This is a genomic window from Sphaerisporangium aureirubrum (assembly GCF_042658925.1).
GTDB lineage: Bacteria > Actinomycetota > Actinomycetes > Streptosporangiales > Streptosporangiaceae > Sphaerisporangium > Sphaerisporangium aureirubrum.
Genome location: NZ_JBHSRF010000013.1, coordinates 122,973 through 137,450, shown reverse-complemented (window position 1 = coordinate 137,450; position 14,478 = coordinate 122,973). Strand labels below are relative to the sequence as shown.

The following is a 14,478-nucleotide window of genomic DNA, read 5'->3' as shown; positions in this document are numbered from 1 at the left end:
TCCCTTCCCGGCCCGCCGCGCACCGTCGTGCCGGTCGGCCGTTTGGCAGCAATCGGATGGCGGCTGACAACTAGCTGACATCGTTCTCCCTGGTCCGCGGCTCGCGGTGCACGGAGAGTTTCAGTTGCGATCGAAACTCCGTAGCCCGTGAAGAGGTCCAGAGAAATGACGCATGCCGCCCTGCCCGGACGTCCCCCGAACTGGCTGCTGCACGACCAGGTGGTGGTGCGCACGACCGGTTTCCCCTACGAGGTGGTCGAGGAGCTGACCCTGCCGCGGACGGCGGCGGACGTCGACGCCGTGCTCGCCGCGGAACGCGCGGCGGAGGCCCACCGGGAGGTCTTGCTGCGTGAGGCGTTCCCCGAGGCGGTGCGCGCGGTGGCGGGAGACCGCGCGGCGGGGCGGCTGCTCAGCAAGCAGCGGTCGGCGGTGGGCCGGTGGTGCCCGGTCTCCGCGCCGGAGCTCGCGCCCGGTGACGGGCTCGCCGACCGGCTGCGCGAATGGAACCGGCTGCTCGCCGTGGTGGCCGGGCTGGCGGAGCTGGCCGAGGCCGAGCACCCGGCCGAGCTGGCCCTGTGCCGCGAACGGCTGCGCGCGCGGGCGGCGGACCCGCTGCTGCAGGACGCGATCCTGCTGCTCAGCCCCGCCTTCCACGACAGCCTCCGCAAGTACGCGGGCGGGCCGGGCACGCCCAGGGACGGCTGGCAGGTGGAGCGGCGGCTGGCCGCATACCTTCAAAGGCTGGCCGCCAAGAACGAGACCAACAGCCACTTCGGGCCGGTCAACTACGGCCGCCTGGACCCGGCGCTGCCCGACGAGGTCCGGGTGGAGCGCGACCCGTCGCTGGTCACCCGCACGGTGTTCGCCGCCGCCCGCCTCGCCGACGCCGTCACCGCCGCCGTCCAGGCCGACCCGAGGATGCGCCCGCACCTGCGACCCCGCCGCTCGGTGGCCCACCGGTTCGAGGACGGCCGCGCCGTGCACACCGGCACCGGACGCGCCGCGACGCTGACCCCGGCCGACGCGCGGCTGCTCGGCGCGGCGGACGGCACCGGCAGTGTCCTGGACCTTGCCGCCTCGCTGGGCGAGCCTTGGCCGTCCGTCGCGGCCCGCGTCGCCGCCCTGGTCCACCGCCGCCTGCTGTCCTTCGCCCCGCCCGCCGGCCCCGACACCGCTCACCCCCTGGACGCGGTCACGGCGTGGCTGGACGGGCTCCCGGCCCATCACGACGGTGACGCCGAGCACGCCGTACGGGAATGGCGGGCCACTGCCGAAGAGCTGGCCGACCTGGTGGCTGGGTGCGCGGCCGTGCCGAGGACCGAGGCGACGGCCGCGCTGCGGCGGCTGGAGGAGAGGTACGAGGAGCTGTCCGGCGAGAGCGCCCGGCGGGGCGCGGGCGTGATGTACGCCGATCGGACGCTGGTGTTCGAGGAGTGCCGGGGCGACCTGGCGCGGTTCGAGCTCGGCGGCGCGGTGGCCCGGCGGACGGGGGACAGCCTGGTCCCCGTACTGGAGCTGTGGCGGACCGCGGCGCTGCTGCGCGGGCACGACCAGCGGCGCCAGGCCCGGCGGATCCTGGACGCGCTGGCGCCGGGCGGCGACGTCCCCCTGCTCCGCTACCTGCGCTCGGCCACGGGCACGGCATCGGACGACGGCCCTGACGGCGGCACGGCGCTCGGGCGGTTCGAGGACTCGCTGCGCGGGCTGCTGGACGGCCACGGCGACGCGCCCCACGTGGAGCTGGACCCCGGACGGCTCGCCGCGTTGTCCGCCGCGGCGCTCGGGGAGATCGCGGACGCCGCCACCGGGGCCCGGCACCCGGCGTTCACCTCGGTCGACCTGCTGCTCGCGGCGGCCTCGGAGAAGGACCTGGCCGAGGGCCGGTTCCGCATCGTGGTGGGCGAGGGGCACGCGCCGGCCCTGGTGTCGGTGTTCCCCACCGACCACTTCCGCCGCGAAGGGGGCGACCCCGACCGGGTGGCCGCGCTGCTGGCCAAGGTGTTCGCCGACGCCGGGGTCCGGGTGGGCCAGGTTCTCATCGGCCGGCACACGAAGATCTTCCCGTACCGGCTCGCCGACACCCTGGTGGAACTGCGCCCCCACCTGCCGGGGCCTGGCGCCGTGCCCGCCGCCGCGCTGCGGGTGTGCCGGGACGGCGGCGGGGTGACGCTGTACGACCACGACGGTCCCCTGCTGCTGCATCCCCAGCTGCGCCGCGCCCCCGGGTTCGACCCGTTCGCGCCGTTCACCCTGCCCGCCGTGGAGGACCACCCGGTCACCCTGCCGGGACACACCCCGAGGATCACCGTCGGCGGCGTCGTCTACCAGCGCGAACGCTGGCAGGTGCCCGGCCTGCCGTGGGACGGCGCCATCGGCGGCTGGGCGCTGCTGCGGGCCGCCCGGGAGTGGCGGGCCCGGTCGGGCATGCCGGAGCAGGTGTACTACCGGACCCCCGAGGAGCCCAAGCCTCTGCTGCTGGACTTCACCAGCCGCCATCTCGTCGAGCTGTTCCACCGGCACGTGGCGCGCAGCGCGGGCCCGGTGACGGTGAGCGAGATGCTCCCCGCCCCGGGCGAGTTGTGGCTGCCCGGCCGGGACGGCCGCCACACCTTCGAGCTGCGCGCCTTCGCCGTCCACCCGGGCAGCGCGGGCGCCGCCACCGGCGGCCCCGGCTGGCGCGTGCACCGTGCCGAACCGGCGGCCTGACGGCGTCTCCAGTGGCCCGCTCGACGGCTCCAGCGGCCCGCGCCGCACCGGCGGCCTGACGGCGTCTGCGGCCGGTGAGCGGCCCGCGCCGGACGCCGGGGCGGGCCGCGTCGCCGTCAGAGCAGCTTGTCCAGCGTGATCGGCAGGTCGCGCACGCGCCTGCCGGTGGCGTGGTGGACCGCGTTGGCGACCGCGGCGGCCACGCCGGTGATGCCGACCTCGCCGACGCCGACCAGGCCGAGCGGCATGGTGGGGTCGGGGTCGTCCAGCCAGTGCACGTCGATGGCGGGAATGTCGGCGTGCACGGGCACGTGGTACTCCGACAGGCTGGGGTTCATGATCCGCCCGGTGCGCGGGTCGACCAGCGTGGCCTCCGACAGGGCCATGCCGATGCCCATCACGATGCCGCCGCGCAGCTGGCTGGCCACCATCTTGGCGTTGATCACCCGGCCCACGTCGAAGACCCCGACCCAGCGCGTCACCCGCACCTCGCCGGTGTCCGGGTCGACCCGCACCTCACAGAACTGCGCCCCCGCCGCGGCCCGCACGAAGCGCCGCCGGTCCCGCAGGAACTGCGCCATGAACTTCAGCTGCCCCGCGACCTGTCCCGCGCGGCTCTCCGACCCGATGGCCGCGTCGGCGTGGTCCCGGCCCGCGCGGGTGAGGATCGCCGCGTAGCTCTCCCCGGTCCCCGCGACCGGGTGCAGCCCGCCGTCCCGCGCCTGGAGGTCCCTCGGCCGCAGCCCCCGCAGCGGCGATCCGGGCGAGCGCTTGGCCAGGGCCAGCAGCGACCGCTTCAGCTTGTCGGCCGCGGCCAGCAGGGACGCGGCCACGCTGGCGGTCTGCCCCGACCCGCCCGCGGGCGGCGCGGTGGGCAGCTCGGAGTCGCCGTACTCGACCCGCACCGCGCCGAGCGGCACGCCGAGCGCGTCTGCGGCGATCTGCGCGTGCGCGGTGGCGCCGCCCATGCCCATCTCCTGGAAGCCGCACCGCACGAGCACGGTGCCGTCCGCGAAGAGCCGGACCTTGATGTTCGCCCAGAACAGCCAGGCGGGGTGGTACGCCGAGGCGACCCCCATGCCGACCAGCCACCGGCCGTCCCGCATCGACCCCGGCTCGGGCGTACGGCCGGACCAGCCGAACTTCTCCGCGCCGAGCGCGTACGCCTCGCGGAGCATGCGATGCGCGAACCGCTTGCCGTCGATCGGGTTCCTGTCCGGTTCGTTGCGCATGCGCAGCTCGATGGGATCCATGCCGAGCCCGTACGCCAGCTCGTCCACCGCGGCCTCCAGCGCGAAGGTCCCGATGGCCTCGCCGGGCGCCCGCATGGTCGCGTTCGAGACCATGTCCATCTGGACGAGGCTCTGGCGGACCAGGATGTTCTCCGCGTCGTAGAGGTGCCTGGACTGGGACGTCACCTGCTCGGGCCCGCCGCCCACCCTCCCGGTCATGGTCACGCTGGTGTGGATCAGCGAGGTCAGCTTCCCGTCCGGTCGGGCGCCGAGCGCGACCCGCTGCGCCGAGGGGGTGCGCCCGCCGACCGTGCGGTACACGCCCTCCCTGGTGAGCATCATCCGCACCGGGCGGCCGGTGGCCCGCGCCGCCATCACGGTCACGATCGTGCCCGGCCACAGCGACGACTTGCCGCCGAACCCGCCGCCGACGTACGGCGCGATGACCCGCACGTTCGCGGCCGGGACGCCGAACCGCAGGGCCAGGTGCTCGCGTGCCCACGCGATGCTCTGCGATCCCTCGTGGACGGTGAGCCGGTCGCCGTCCCACACGGCCGTGGTGGCGTGCGGCTCGATGGCGTTGTGGTGATGCGGCGGCGTGGTGTAGCGCAGGTCCAGCGACACCGGGGCGGCGGCCAGCGCGGCCTCCGCGTCGCCCTTCTTGCCCTCGCCGCTCTGCAGCAGGTCGCTCTTCTGCGGCGTGGCCTTCGGCTCCTCGGCGGCGAAGTCCACCGTGGCGGGGAACTCCTCGTAGGCGACCTCGACCAGGGCCGCGGCTTGCCGCGCCGCGGCCAGGGTCTCGGCGACGACGACCGCGACCGGCTGGCCGTTCCAGTGGACCTCGTCGGTGTTGAGGTAGTCGACCGAGGTGCCCGACACCAGGGAGCTGAGGTTCATCGGGCTCTGCTTGGGTGCTGGCTTCAGCGCCGGGGCGTTCAGGTGGGTGAGCACGGCGATCACCCCGGGGACGGCGGCGGCCTGATCGGTCTCGATGCCCGTGATCCTGCCGCGGGTGACGGTGGCGTGCACCAGCGCGGCGTGCGTGATGTCGGGGTAGGGATACTCGGCGGAGTACAGCGCGGCGCCGGTCGTCTTGGCGGGGCCGTCCACCCGGTCCACCGGCTTGCCGACGTAGCGGTCCGCCGGGTCGCGCAGCGGGGGGCGGCGGGTCAGGGGTTCGGTCTGGGTCATGCCGCGCTCCCGTCGGTGTGCAGCCGCAGCAGCGTCGCGACGATGGTGCGGCGGGCCAGCTCGATCTTGAACGTGTTGTCCGGGCCGCCTGTCGCCGGCGCCAGCTCGGCGTCGGCGGCCCGCCGGAACGACTCCTCGGTGGCGGGTGCCCCGGTCAGCGCCCGTTCCGCCTCGTGCGCCCGCCAGGGCTTGGTGGCCACCCCGCCGAGGGCCAGCCGCACGCCGGCCACCTCGCCGTCCTGGACGTCCAGCGCGGCGGCCACCGAGACCAGGGCGAACGCGTAGGACGCCCGGTCGCGCACCTTGCGGTAGCGCGAGTGTGCCGCGATCGGGAGCGGGGGCAGCTCGACGGCGGTGATCAGCTCGTCGTCCGCCCGGATCGTCTCGATGTGCGGGGTTTCGCCGGGCAGCGTGTGGAAGTCGGCCAGCGGGACGCGGCGGGTGCCGCGGACGCTCTCCAGCTCCACGGTGGCGTCCAGCATGGCCAGCGCGACGCACATGTCGGAGGGGTGGGTGGCGATGCAGTGCTCGCTGGCCCCGAGGACGGCGTGGCTCCGGGTGAACCCGCCGATCGCGTCGCACCCGGCGCCGGGGTCGCGCCGGCCGCAGGCGGCGGCCTCGTCGTAGAAGTACACGCAGCGGGTGCGCTGGAGCAGGTTGCCGCCGACCGTGGCCATGTTGCGCAGCTGCGCCGACGCGCCGCTCAGCAGTGCCTGGGCCAGCACGGGGTACCGGCCGCGTACGAGGGGATGCGCGGCGAGATGGCTGTTGCGGACCAGCGCGCCGACCCGCAGGCCGCCGTCCGGCGTCTCCTCCACACCCGCCAGCGGCAGCCGGGTGATGTCGATGACGGTGTCGGGCCGCTCGATGCCCTCGCGCATGAGGTCGACGAGGTTGGTGCCGCCGCCGAGGAACCGCGCGTTCGGGTGCTCGGCCACGGCCTGGACGGCGGTGGCGACGTCCGGGGCGCTGACGTACGCGAAGGGCCTCATCGGGCCGCCTCCGCCGTGGCGACCTGCCGGATCGCGGTGACGATGCCGTTGTAGGCGCCGCACCGGCACAGGTTGCCGCTCATGCGCTCGCGGATCTCGGCCTCCGACAGCTCGGCGTGGCCGGCCAGGTGCTCGGTGACCACGCTCGGCGCGCCCGCGGCGTGCTCGGCGAGCATCCCGACGGCCGAGCAGAGCTGGCCCGAGGTGCAGTAGCCGCACTGGAAGCCGTCGTGCTCGACGAACGCCTCGCGCAGCGCCCGGGTGCTCTCCCCGGCGGCGAGGCCCTCGATGGTGGTGATCTCGCGGTCGGTGTACTGCACGGCCAGGGCCAGGCAGGAGTTGATCCGCTCGCCGTCGGCCAGGACCGTGCAGGCGCCGCAGGCACCCTGGTCGCAGCCCTTCTTGGTGCCGGTCAGGCCGAGATGCTCGCGGAGCGCGTCGAGCAGGCTGACCTGGGGTTGCAGGTCGAGCGTCGTGACGGCGCCGTTGACCCGTATGCGTACCTCGACCACGTTTCCCTCCAGATGCGGGTTCCTCCCGTCGGGGACGCTAACAGAACGCCGTCCCCTTAACAAGAGAACGTTGTTCTTTTAAGCTGGGTTCCTACCCCCGGGGGGTCGTATGCTTGCGGAGAAATGAAGCACGCACCGTTCGTCCGGGCCAGGCAGCCGGAGCAGAAGCGTCAGCGGCGGGAGGCGATCCTCGGCGCGGCACGCGAGCTCGCCCTCCAGCACGGCGTGCGCGACGTCAGCCTGGGCGGCGTCGCGGTGGCCGTCGGGCTGGCGAAGTCCAACGTGTCCCGCTATTTCGGGACACGCGAGGAGATCTATCTCGAACTGGCGGCCGAGGAGTGGCGCGGCTGGGGCGAGGCGGTCGCCGCCCGGCTCGGCCACACCTCCGGCGCCGCCGAGGTCGCCGCCGCGCTCGCCGAGACCCTGGCGGCGCGCCCGCTGCTCTGCGACCTGATCGGCCACGCGCCGCTCAGCCTGGAGCACAACGTCTCACTGGAGGCGGCCCGCGCCTTCAAGAGGGCCGTGATAGGCGTCGTCGCCGGCATCGGCACGGCCGTCGGCGACACCGCCGCGGGCCTGACCGCGACCGAGGGCGGCGAGCTGGCCGGGGCCGCCGCCGCGCTGGCCGGCGTGCTCTACCCGGTCGCCAACCCCTCACCGGTGCTCGCCGAGCTGTACACCCAGGACCCCGAGATCGCGGCCACCTGCCCGCCGTTCCTGCCGACGCTGACCCGGGCCCTGACCGCGCTGATCGCCGGGATCCCGTCCCTGCGCTGACTCAGCCCTTGGCGGCGTTGGTCAGCGCGTCGCGCAGGCCGTCGGCGGACAGGGTCTGGCCGGTGGTGAGCGCCTTGCCGTTGAGCAGCAGGGTCGGTGTGCCCGAGACCTTGCCTCCCTTGAAGGTCTCCTCGGTGTGCTTCTGGACCACCCCGGCGAACCCCTGGGCGTCCATGCAGGAGATCATCGCGGGGTCCGTGATCCCGGCGCCCTTGGCGTAGGTCTTCATGTCGGCGAGGGTGATCGCCGTGCGCTCGTCCGGCTGCTTGGCGTAGATCTCGTCGTGGAGGCGGACCCAGGACTGCCCCGGCACGCACAGCGAGGCGGCCGCGGCGCGCAGCGAGCCCTCGGGGTTGACGAACGCGATGGGGTGGTAGACGACCTTGACCTTGCCCTGGGCGGCGAACTCCTTGATGATGCCGCCGCTGACCGTCTCGAACTCCTTGCAGATCGGGCACTGGAAGTCCTCGTAGACATCCAGCACCGGAGCGGTGACGCCCGGCTTGGCCATGGTGACCGTGGCCGTGGTGGTGTCGACCGTGACGGGGGCGAGCCCGCCGGTGTACTCGCTGGGCTTCGACTGGTTCATGGAGTACAGCACCCCCCCGGCGACCACGACGATCACCACGGCGACCACCAGGGCGATGAGCAGCACGCGCCGCCGCTTGTCCTGCTGCTCCTGGCGGATCCGCTCCTCGCGCAGGCGATCACGTGCCGATTGCCGAGACGCCTTGCTCATGATCGTGGAACCCATCTCTCGCCCTGATGACGGCGTGGTCCCCGTGCCGCCGCCGCCGTGCCGACCTGACAAACGCTACCGGGCGGGTACGGCGGTGGGGGCGGAAGGGCCGCTCAGGAGGGAGGGGCGTCCGGCCATCCGAGCGGGAAGGCGCCGTGGACCGGTGCCTCGCCGCCGGCCTCGTTGAAGGCGCGCATGGCCTTGATCAGCGCCTGCCGCTGGCAGACGGGCATCCGGGTGACGATGGTCGCGATCTCCGTCCGGCGGCGGGTGGTGACCTCCTCCACCAGGCGGCGGCCCTCGCCGGTCAGCCGCAGCAGGGTCTCCCGGCGGTTGTTCGGGTTCACCTCGCGGCTGACCAGCCCGGCGGAGGCGAGACGGTCCACCATGCGCAGCGCGGTGGAGGGATTCACCCCGAGGCGCTCGGCCAGCGTGACGAGCTTGGTCTCGTCCTGCCACACCACGAGCAGCATGCGGAACTGCGGCAGGGTCACCCGGTCCTCGGCGGCGGCCAGTGAACGCGCGGAGATGGCGACCAGGAGACGCGAGGCCCCGAGCACCGCGGAGGTGACGGCCTCGAAGTCCTCCTCGCAGGGCTCGTCGGCGACATGCTCTGCCATAGGCACCGTTTCTGGTTCGTTCTCCGGGCCGGCCTCGGCGTCGCCGCGGACCGGGTGTCATCCGATCAGGAGTACGCCGGGTGGAAGGCGACGGCGTGCACACCGCTCAGCTGCGCCGGGTCGGACGGGTCGATCAGCGGGGCGAGCCCGTGGCGCGTCAGCGGGCGGGTGCCGCGGTAGCGCAGCAGGATCGACCCGCACTCCTCGGGGGTGAGGAACCGGTGCGCGGGCCTCGGCAGCCGGCGCCTGCCCAGCCGGATCTCCAGCGCGGGGGCCGCCTGGAGGTTGCGGTACCAGTCGCCGCCGCCGTCCCGGCCGGAGAGCACGTACACCGTCCCGGCGGACCGGTCGAGGTGGACGACCTCCAGGGTGGTCTCCCGGGCCAGGCCGGTGGCGCGGCCCCGGGTCACCAGGTAGAGGAAGCGCTCGCCGAGCATCCAGCCGAGGCCGTGCCGGTACAGCCACAGCGGCGCGCGCGGTGTCCTCCTGAGCCACCCTCGGGGTTGGTGGTCGGTCGGCCCCATCTTCAGAGCTCCTCGGTCGTTCGGGTCGGCACGCGGCGCGGAGGCGGCGGCCACGCAGAGGAATGTTATGGCCTGCGGCATATGAGGTGGTAAGGGCGTTAACCGAGCTTTAACGTTGAATGCAGCTGGTCGATGGATCGGGGCGAGCGCCCCAGGGGTTACGTTTCCTCCCATGACGACAGCCCATGACATGCAAGAGATCGAGAAGGCGAACGCCAGCGGCCGCACGCCTGTCGTGTTCATCCACGGCCTGTGGCTCCTGCCGAGCAGCTGGGACCGCTGGGCGGAGGTCTTCGAGGAGGCGGGCTACACGGCGCTCACGCCGGGCTGGCCCGACGACCCCGAGACGGTGGCCGAGGCCAACGCCCATCCCGAGGTCTTCGCCAACAAGAGCATCGGAGACGTCGCCGACCACTACACCGACGTGATCGGCAAGCTGGACCGCAAGCCCGCGCTGGTCGGCCACTCCTTCGGCGGCCTGCTCACGCAGATCCTCGCCGGACGTGGCCTGTCCACGGCGTCGGTGGCCATCGACCCCGCCCCGTTCCGCGGTGTGCTGCCGCTGCCGTTCTCCGCACTGCGCGCCGCCTCGGCCGTGCTCGGCAACCCGGCCAACCTCCACCGCGCCGTGCCCCTCACCTACGAGCAGTTCCGCTTCGCCTTCGCCAACGCCGTCAGCGAGGAGGAGGCCAAGCAGCTGTACGAGACCTACGCCGTCCCCGCCCCCGGCGAGCCGCTGTTCCAGGCGGCCACCGCGAACCTCAACCCCTGGACCGAGGCGAAGGTCGACACCGAGAACCCCGCCCGCGGCCCCCTCCTGATCATCTCCGGCGAGAAGGACCACACGGTCCCGTGGGCCATCGCCAACGCCTCCTACAAGCGCCAGTCCGGCAACGAGAACGTGACCGAGATCGTGGAGATCCCCGGCCGCGGCCACGCCCTCACCATCGACAGCGGCTGGCGCGAGGTCGCCCAGACCGCTTTGACGTTCCTCCAGCGTTTTGTCTGATTTTTAGCCGCGTCGTATCGGCGCTGACATAGCCTGCCGTGGGCGGGCCCGGAAGGGGCCGCGACCCTGACGTGTGCGGCCGTGACCTGGGGGTTTCACGGACCGCCGACGAAAGGACGTGACACATGGCCACCTTCACCACCGGTGACGGCACCCCGATCTTCTACAAGGACTGGGGCGGCGGCCGTCCGGTCGTGTTCAGTCACGGCTGGCCGCTGAACGCCGACGCCTGGGACGACCAGCTGAACCTGGTGGCGTCCAACGGCTACCGGGCCATCGCCCACGACAGGCGCGGGCACGGCCGCTCCGGCCAGCCCTGGCACGGCAACGAGATGGACACCTACGCCGACGACCTCGCCGAACTGATCGAGACCCTGGACCTGCGCGACGTGGTCCTCGTCGGCCACTCCACCGGCGGCGGCGAGGTGGCGAGGTACATCGGCAGGCACGGCACCTCCCGCGTCGCCAAGGCCGTACTCCTCGGCGCCGTGCCTCCCCTGATGCTCAAGACCGAGGCCAACCCGCTCGGCCTCCCCATCGAGGCGTTCGACGCCATCCGCGCCGGCGTCTCCGCCGACCGCTCCCAGTTCTACCGCGACCTCAGCATCCCGTTCTTCGGCTTCAACCGCCCCGACGCCGTCGTATCCGAAGGCCAGCGCGACTCCTTCTGGCTCTGGAGCATGCAGGTGGGCCTCAAGGCCGCCCTGGACTGCATCAAGGCCTTCTCGGAGACCGACTTCACCGAGGACCTCAAACGCGTCGACGTCCCCACCTTGATCGCCCACGGCGACGACGACCAGATCGTCCCCATCACCGCCGCGGCCCTGGAGTCCGTCAAACTGGTGGAGAACGCCACCCTGAAGATCTACCCAGGCGCCCCCCACGGCCTCACCGGTTCCTTCCGCGACACCTTCAACACCGACCTCCTCGCCTTCCTCGCCTCCTGACCCCGAGGCGGCCCTTGCATCTCCAGCCGCTGGAGCAGCGACACTCGCCACCATGAAGGACGACAGTGGCGCGCTGTTCACCATCGGCGGGCTGGCCCGTCGCACCGGGCTGCCGGTGCGCACCATCCGGTTCTGGTCCGACATCGGCGCGATCTCCCCGGCGGCCCGGACCGCCAGGGGCTGGCGGCTGTACGACGCGGGGTCCGTCGCCCGGCTGGAGCTGGTCGCCACCCTGCGCGACCTCGGCCTCGGCCTGGACGACATCCGCCGCGTACTGGAGAAGGAGACCACGCTCGCCGAGGTCGCCGCCATGCACGTGGAGGCCCTCGACGCGAGCATCCGCACGCTCCGGCTGCGCCGCGCGGTGCTGTCCACCGTCGTCCACCGCGGATCGAGCACCGAGGAGATCGCCCAGATGAGCGAACTGGCCAGACTGTCCGCCGAGCAGCGCAAGCAGATCGTCGACGACTTCCTGGACGAGGTCCTGAGCGACCTCGACCCCTCAGGCGGCATCCACACCCGCCTGAGGCTCGGCACCCCCGACCTCCCCGACGACCCCACCGCCGCGCAGGTCGACGCCTGGGTGGAACTGGCCACACTGGTGCGGGACCAGGACTTCCGCCGCGCGATCCGCGCCCTCGCCACCCAGGTGGCCCGCGCCCGCGCCGCCCGCCGCGAGACCCCCGGAGCCCCGGAGAACTTCACCCGCCGCCTGATCCGCCACGCCTCCACCGCCCGCCAGGACGGCATCCCCCCCGAGTCCCCCGAAGCCGGCGAAGTACTCGCCCGCATCCTCGCCGACCCCCCGCCCGGCCACCGCGACGACACCTTGCTACAGGAACTGGAACTCGCCGCGGACCCCCGCGCCGAGCGCTACTGGCACCTGATGGCCACCGTCAACTCCTGGCCCCCCTACCCCTCCGGCGTCCCCTCCCCGTCCCACCTGACCCTCGCCCGCGACGCCCACCTCTGGACCATCGCCGCCCTGCGCACCCACCGCCCGCCCCCCGCGGATCAGCCCGCCGGGAACTCGTAGCTGTCGGCCAGCGACTTGGGCGCGGTGAGATACCAGGCCTCGGTGACGAGCTCGGTGAGCTCATCCGGAGCGATCTTCGGAAGATGCACGACGACCCACCCGAACCGATCGGTCGTGAACTGCTTCTCAAAGACATCCGGCCGCTCCGCGACAAGGGCGATCTGCTCGTCGACGGTGGCCTTGAGCCCGACCGTCTGCGTGCGCTCCCACAGATAACCGAACCCCTTGCCGCGAACCTTCAGGGCGACCCAGTCACCACCGGGGATCTGCTGCACCTCCGGCAGGCCGTCCAGGATGTCGAGGAACTCGTCGATACTCACGCCCATGCGTCAAGGTGTACCAGGCGGGACCGACATTCGGCCGGGGGACGTCTCAGGCGATCTCGGTCAGCGACCCGTCCCGGTTCCGCGGAGCGCCGCGTCCACCGCAGCCGTCAGGTCGGCGGCGACCTCGGGCGCCGCGGCCACCTCCGCGGGCAGGGTCACCGGGGTCGGCACGAGGATCCCTCTGGCCCCGGCGGCCCGGGCCGCGTCCATGTCCCGGCCGATGTCCCCGATGACCACGCAGTCCTCGGGTGCGACGCCGAGCGCCGTCGCCGCACGCAGCACCAGTCCCGGCATGGGCTTGCGGCAGTCGCACCCGTCGCCGTCGTCGTGCGGGCACACCGCCCACACGCCGAAGGGCCCGAGTAACTCCTCGACCCGCGTGTTCACCGCCTGGAGTGCGTCCTCGCCGATCAGGCCCATCGCGACCCCCGCCTGGTTGGTCACCACGCCGATCGGCACGCCCATCCGTCTCAGCCGGTCCAGCGCCGCGCGGGCGCCGGGGACCGGGCGCACCAGGGCCGGGTCGGTGTTGTAGGGCACGTCCACGATCAAGGTTCCGTCCCGGTCGAACAGCACCGCGGCGGGGCGGACATTCCTCGGCATCGGGGTGCGATACCCGGTCCGGCGGGGTACTAACAACTACTTTGCGTCACTAAGCGCAGCTCCGGGACCCGGTGACCCACCACTCCCCAGGGCCCCGGTTTGAACGCTCCTCCTACAGGTAGTCGGATGCTGTCCTATGCCAGGAGCCACCTGACCCTCCTGTGCTCGTGGTCCGTCAGGACTCCCACGGTGGCTCGCGTCAGGCGTGCCGGGGACGAGGCCCGTGCCGTCCGGTCAATGCGCCGGCGTCGCGTATCCGTGGAAGGGATGTGCCGAATGAGGATCGTCGTGACCGGGGGTGCCGGATTCCTGGGCTCTCATCTTTGTGAGCGTCTTCTGGCCCGCGGGGACACGGTGATCTGTATGGACAACTTCCTCACAGGCTCGCCGCGAAACGTCTCGCACCTCCTCGGGTGCCCGCCGTTCCGCCTGGTGGAATGCGACCTCACCGGTTTCGTGCACGTGGCCGGCCAGGTGGACATGGTGCTCCACTTCGCCTCCGCCGCCTCGCCCTTCGACTACTTACGCCACCCCATCGAGACCCTAAAGGTCGGGAGCATCGGCACCCTGCACGCCCTGGGAATGGCCCGCGAGAAGGACGCCCGCTTCGTCCTCGCCTCCACCAGCGAGGTCTACGGCGACCCCCTGGAACACCCCCAGCGTGAGACCTACCGCGGCAACGTCAATCCCGTGGGCCCCCGCAGCGTCTACGACGAGGCCAAACGCTTCGCCGAGTCCCTGACCACCGCGTACCGCACCACCCACGGCACCGACACCGCAATCGTCCGCATCTTCAACACCTACGGCCCCCGTATGCGCCCCTACGACGGCCGCGCCATCCCCACCTTCATCCGCCAGGCCCTGAACGGCGAACCCCTGACCGTCACCGGCGACGGCAGCCAGACCAGATCGATCGGTTATCTGGACGACACCCTGGACGGCATCCTGGCCCTGGCCGACAGCGACTTCGAGGGCCCCGTCAACATAGGCAACCCCACCGAGATGTCCGTCCTGGAAATAGCCGAGACCATCCGCGACCTTGCCTCCTCGTCCTCCCCCATCCATTTCGTCGAACGCCCCGTGGACGACCCCGCCGTCCGCCGCCCCGACACCACCCTCGCCGAACGCCGCCTGAACTGGCGTCCCCGTATCGACCCGGTCACCGGCCTGCGCCGCACCATCGAGTGGTTCGACGCCTACCTCCACGGCGGCCGCGAACGCGCCACCACCCGCCGCTGATTCCCTGTCCCCTTCTGTTTCGCGC

Annotated in this window: 14 protein-coding genes; 6 read left to right on the top strand and 8 right to left on the bottom strand. The window is 72.6% G+C overall.

Annotation, left to right across the window (positions count from 1 at the left end; translation table 11 throughout):
* The first annotated feature begins 165 nt into the window (after positions 1–165).
* Entirely contained in the window at positions 166–2,706 is a 2,541-nt protein-coding gene (locus ACFP1K_RS12715; RefSeq protein ID WP_380751158.1) for a hypothetical protein, read from the top strand.
* A 116-nt stretch (positions 2,707–2,822) separates the two neighbouring features.
* Here the strand turns inward: ACFP1K_RS12715 and ACFP1K_RS12710 are convergent, their stop codons facing one another.
* The 3 genes from ACFP1K_RS12710 to ACFP1K_RS12700 are packed head-to-tail and all read right to left on the bottom strand — an operon-like array spanning position 2,823 to position 6,633.
* On the bottom strand, positions 2,823–5,129 hold the full coding sequence (locus ACFP1K_RS12710; protein WP_380751155.1) for a xanthine dehydrogenase family protein molybdopterin-binding subunit: 2,307 nt from the start codon (positions 5,127–5,129) through the stop codon (positions 2,823–2,825).
* Complete coding sequence (locus ACFP1K_RS12705; protein WP_380751152.1) at positions 5,126–6,121, bottom strand: FAD binding domain-containing protein; 996 nt, start codon at positions 6,119–6,121, stop codon at positions 5,126–5,128. The genes ACFP1K_RS12710 and ACFP1K_RS12705 overlap by 4 nt, the downstream gene beginning before the upstream one ends.
* The gene (locus ACFP1K_RS12700; RefSeq protein WP_380751149.1) at positions 6,118–6,633 is read right to left on the bottom strand and encodes a (2Fe-2S)-binding protein; all 516 of its coding nucleotides are present in this window, start codon (positions 6,631–6,633) and stop codon (positions 6,118–6,120) included. Before ACFP1K_RS12700 ends, ACFP1K_RS12705 begins: the two co-directional genes overlap by 4 nt.
* A 123-nt stretch (positions 6,634–6,756) precedes the next feature.
* Between ACFP1K_RS12700 and ACFP1K_RS12695 the strand changes: the two genes are divergently transcribed.
* Entirely contained in the window at positions 6,757–7,410 is a 654-nt protein-coding gene (locus ACFP1K_RS12695; protein ID WP_380751145.1) for a TetR/AcrR family transcriptional regulator, read from the top strand.
* A gap of 1 nt (position 7,411) precedes the next feature.
* Here the strand turns inward: ACFP1K_RS12695 and ACFP1K_RS12690 are convergent, their stop codons facing one another.
* The 3 genes from ACFP1K_RS12690 to ACFP1K_RS12680 form a co-directional block, all read right to left on the bottom strand.
* A complete protein-coding gene (locus tag ACFP1K_RS12690; protein ID WP_380751142.1) occupies positions 7,412–8,149 on the bottom strand; it encodes a DsbA family protein in 738 nt (245 codons plus the stop codon).
* A 113-nt stretch (positions 8,150–8,262) separates the two neighbouring features.
* Positions 8,263–8,769, bottom strand: coding sequence for a MarR family winged helix-turn-helix transcriptional regulator (locus ACFP1K_RS12685; protein ID WP_380751139.1), 507 nt, complete (start codon positions 8,767–8,769; stop codon positions 8,263–8,265).
* A gap of 65 nt (positions 8,770–8,834) precedes the next feature.
* Positions 8,835–9,293 (bottom strand): nitroreductase/quinone reductase family protein, encoded by a 459-nt coding sequence (locus ACFP1K_RS12680; protein WP_380751136.1) that lies wholly within the window; start codon positions 9,291–9,293, stop codon positions 8,835–8,837.
* Positions 9,294–9,465: 172 nt separating this feature from the next.
* On the opposite strand from ACFP1K_RS12680, the gene ACFP1K_RS12675 reads away from it, so the two are divergent.
* The 3 genes from ACFP1K_RS12675 (at position 9,466) to ACFP1K_RS12665 (ending at position 12,285) form a co-directional block, all read left to right on the top strand.
* Complete coding sequence (locus ACFP1K_RS12675; RefSeq protein ID WP_380751133.1) at positions 9,466–10,302, top strand: alpha/beta hydrolase; 837 nt, start codon at positions 9,466–9,468, stop codon at positions 10,300–10,302.
* Between the two features lie 125 nt (positions 10,303–10,427).
* Positions 10,428–11,249, top strand: coding sequence for an alpha/beta fold hydrolase (locus tag ACFP1K_RS12670; RefSeq protein ID WP_380751130.1), 822 nt, complete (start codon positions 10,428–10,430; stop codon positions 11,247–11,249).
* A gap of 52 nt (positions 11,250–11,301) precedes the next feature.
* Positions 11,302–12,285, top strand: a complete 984-nt coding sequence (locus ACFP1K_RS12665; RefSeq protein WP_380751127.1) for a helix-turn-helix domain-containing protein — start codon at positions 11,302–11,304, stop codon at positions 12,283–12,285.
* Here the strand turns inward: ACFP1K_RS12665 and ACFP1K_RS12660 are convergent.
* Together ACFP1K_RS12660 and ACFP1K_RS12655 are read right to left on the bottom strand one after the other, a co-directional pair.
* On the bottom strand, positions 12,264–12,611 hold the full coding sequence (locus ACFP1K_RS12660; RefSeq protein WP_380751124.1) for an MmcQ/YjbR family DNA-binding protein: 348 nt from the start codon (positions 12,609–12,611) through the stop codon (positions 12,264–12,266). The two genes, ACFP1K_RS12665 and ACFP1K_RS12660, sit on opposite strands and share 22 nt — an antisense overlap.
* A 60-nt stretch (positions 12,612–12,671) precedes the next feature.
* Positions 12,672–13,214, bottom strand: coding sequence for a D-glycero-alpha-D-manno-heptose-1,7-bisphosphate 7-phosphatase (locus ACFP1K_RS12655; RefSeq protein ID WP_380751121.1), 543 nt, complete (start codon positions 13,212–13,214; stop codon positions 12,672–12,674).
* 267 nt (positions 13,215–13,481) lie between these two features.
* On the opposite strand from ACFP1K_RS12655, the gene ACFP1K_RS12650 reads away from it, so the two are divergent.
* Positions 13,482–14,453, top strand: a complete 972-nt coding sequence (locus tag ACFP1K_RS12650) for a UDP-glucuronic acid decarboxylase family protein (protein WP_380751118.1) — start codon at positions 13,482–13,484, stop codon at positions 14,451–14,453.
* Positions 14,454–14,478: the final 25 nt, after the last annotated feature.

Coding starts and splice junctions, on each gene's coding strand:
- ACFP1K_RS12715 (WP_380751158.1), top strand. CDS start 166: ATGACGCATGCCGCCCTGCCCGGACGTCCCCCGAACTGGCTGCTGCAC.
- ACFP1K_RS12710 (WP_380751155.1), bottom strand. CDS start 5,129: ATGACCCAGACCGAACCCCTGACCCGCCGCCCCCCGCTGCGCGACCCG.
- ACFP1K_RS12705 (WP_380751152.1), bottom strand. CDS start 6,121: ATGAGGCCCTTCGCGTACGTCAGCGCCCCGGACGTCGCCACCGCCGTC.
- ACFP1K_RS12695 (WP_380751145.1), top strand. CDS start 6,757: ATGAAGCACGCACCGTTCGTCCGGGCCAGGCAGCCGGAGCAGAAGCGT.
- ACFP1K_RS12690 (WP_380751142.1), bottom strand. CDS start 8,149: ATGAGCAAGGCGTCTCGGCAATCGGCACGTGATCGCCTGCGCGAGGAG.
- ACFP1K_RS12685 (WP_380751139.1), bottom strand. CDS start 8,769: ATGGCAGAGCATGTCGCCGACGAGCCCTGCGAGGAGGACTTCGAGGCC.
- ACFP1K_RS12680 (WP_380751136.1), bottom strand. CDS start 9,293: ATGGGGCCGACCGACCACCAACCCCGAGGGTGGCTCAGGAGGACACCG.
- ACFP1K_RS12675 (WP_380751133.1), top strand. CDS start 9,466: ATGACGACAGCCCATGACATGCAAGAGATCGAGAAGGCGAACGCCAGC.
- ACFP1K_RS12670 (WP_380751130.1), top strand. CDS start 10,428: ATGGCCACCTTCACCACCGGTGACGGCACCCCGATCTTCTACAAGGAC.
- ACFP1K_RS12665 (WP_380751127.1), top strand. CDS start 11,302: ATGAAGGACGACAGTGGCGCGCTGTTCACCATCGGCGGGCTGGCCCGT.
- ACFP1K_RS12660 (WP_380751124.1), bottom strand. CDS start 12,611: ATGGGCGTGAGTATCGACGAGTTCCTCGACATCCTGGACGGCCTGCCG.
- ACFP1K_RS12655 (WP_380751121.1), bottom strand. CDS start 13,214: ATGCCGAGGAATGTCCGCCCCGCCGCGGTGCTGTTCGACCGGGACGGA.
- ACFP1K_RS12650 (WP_380751118.1), top strand. CDS start 13,482: ATGTGCCGAATGAGGATCGTCGTGACCGGGGGTGCCGGATTCCTGGGC.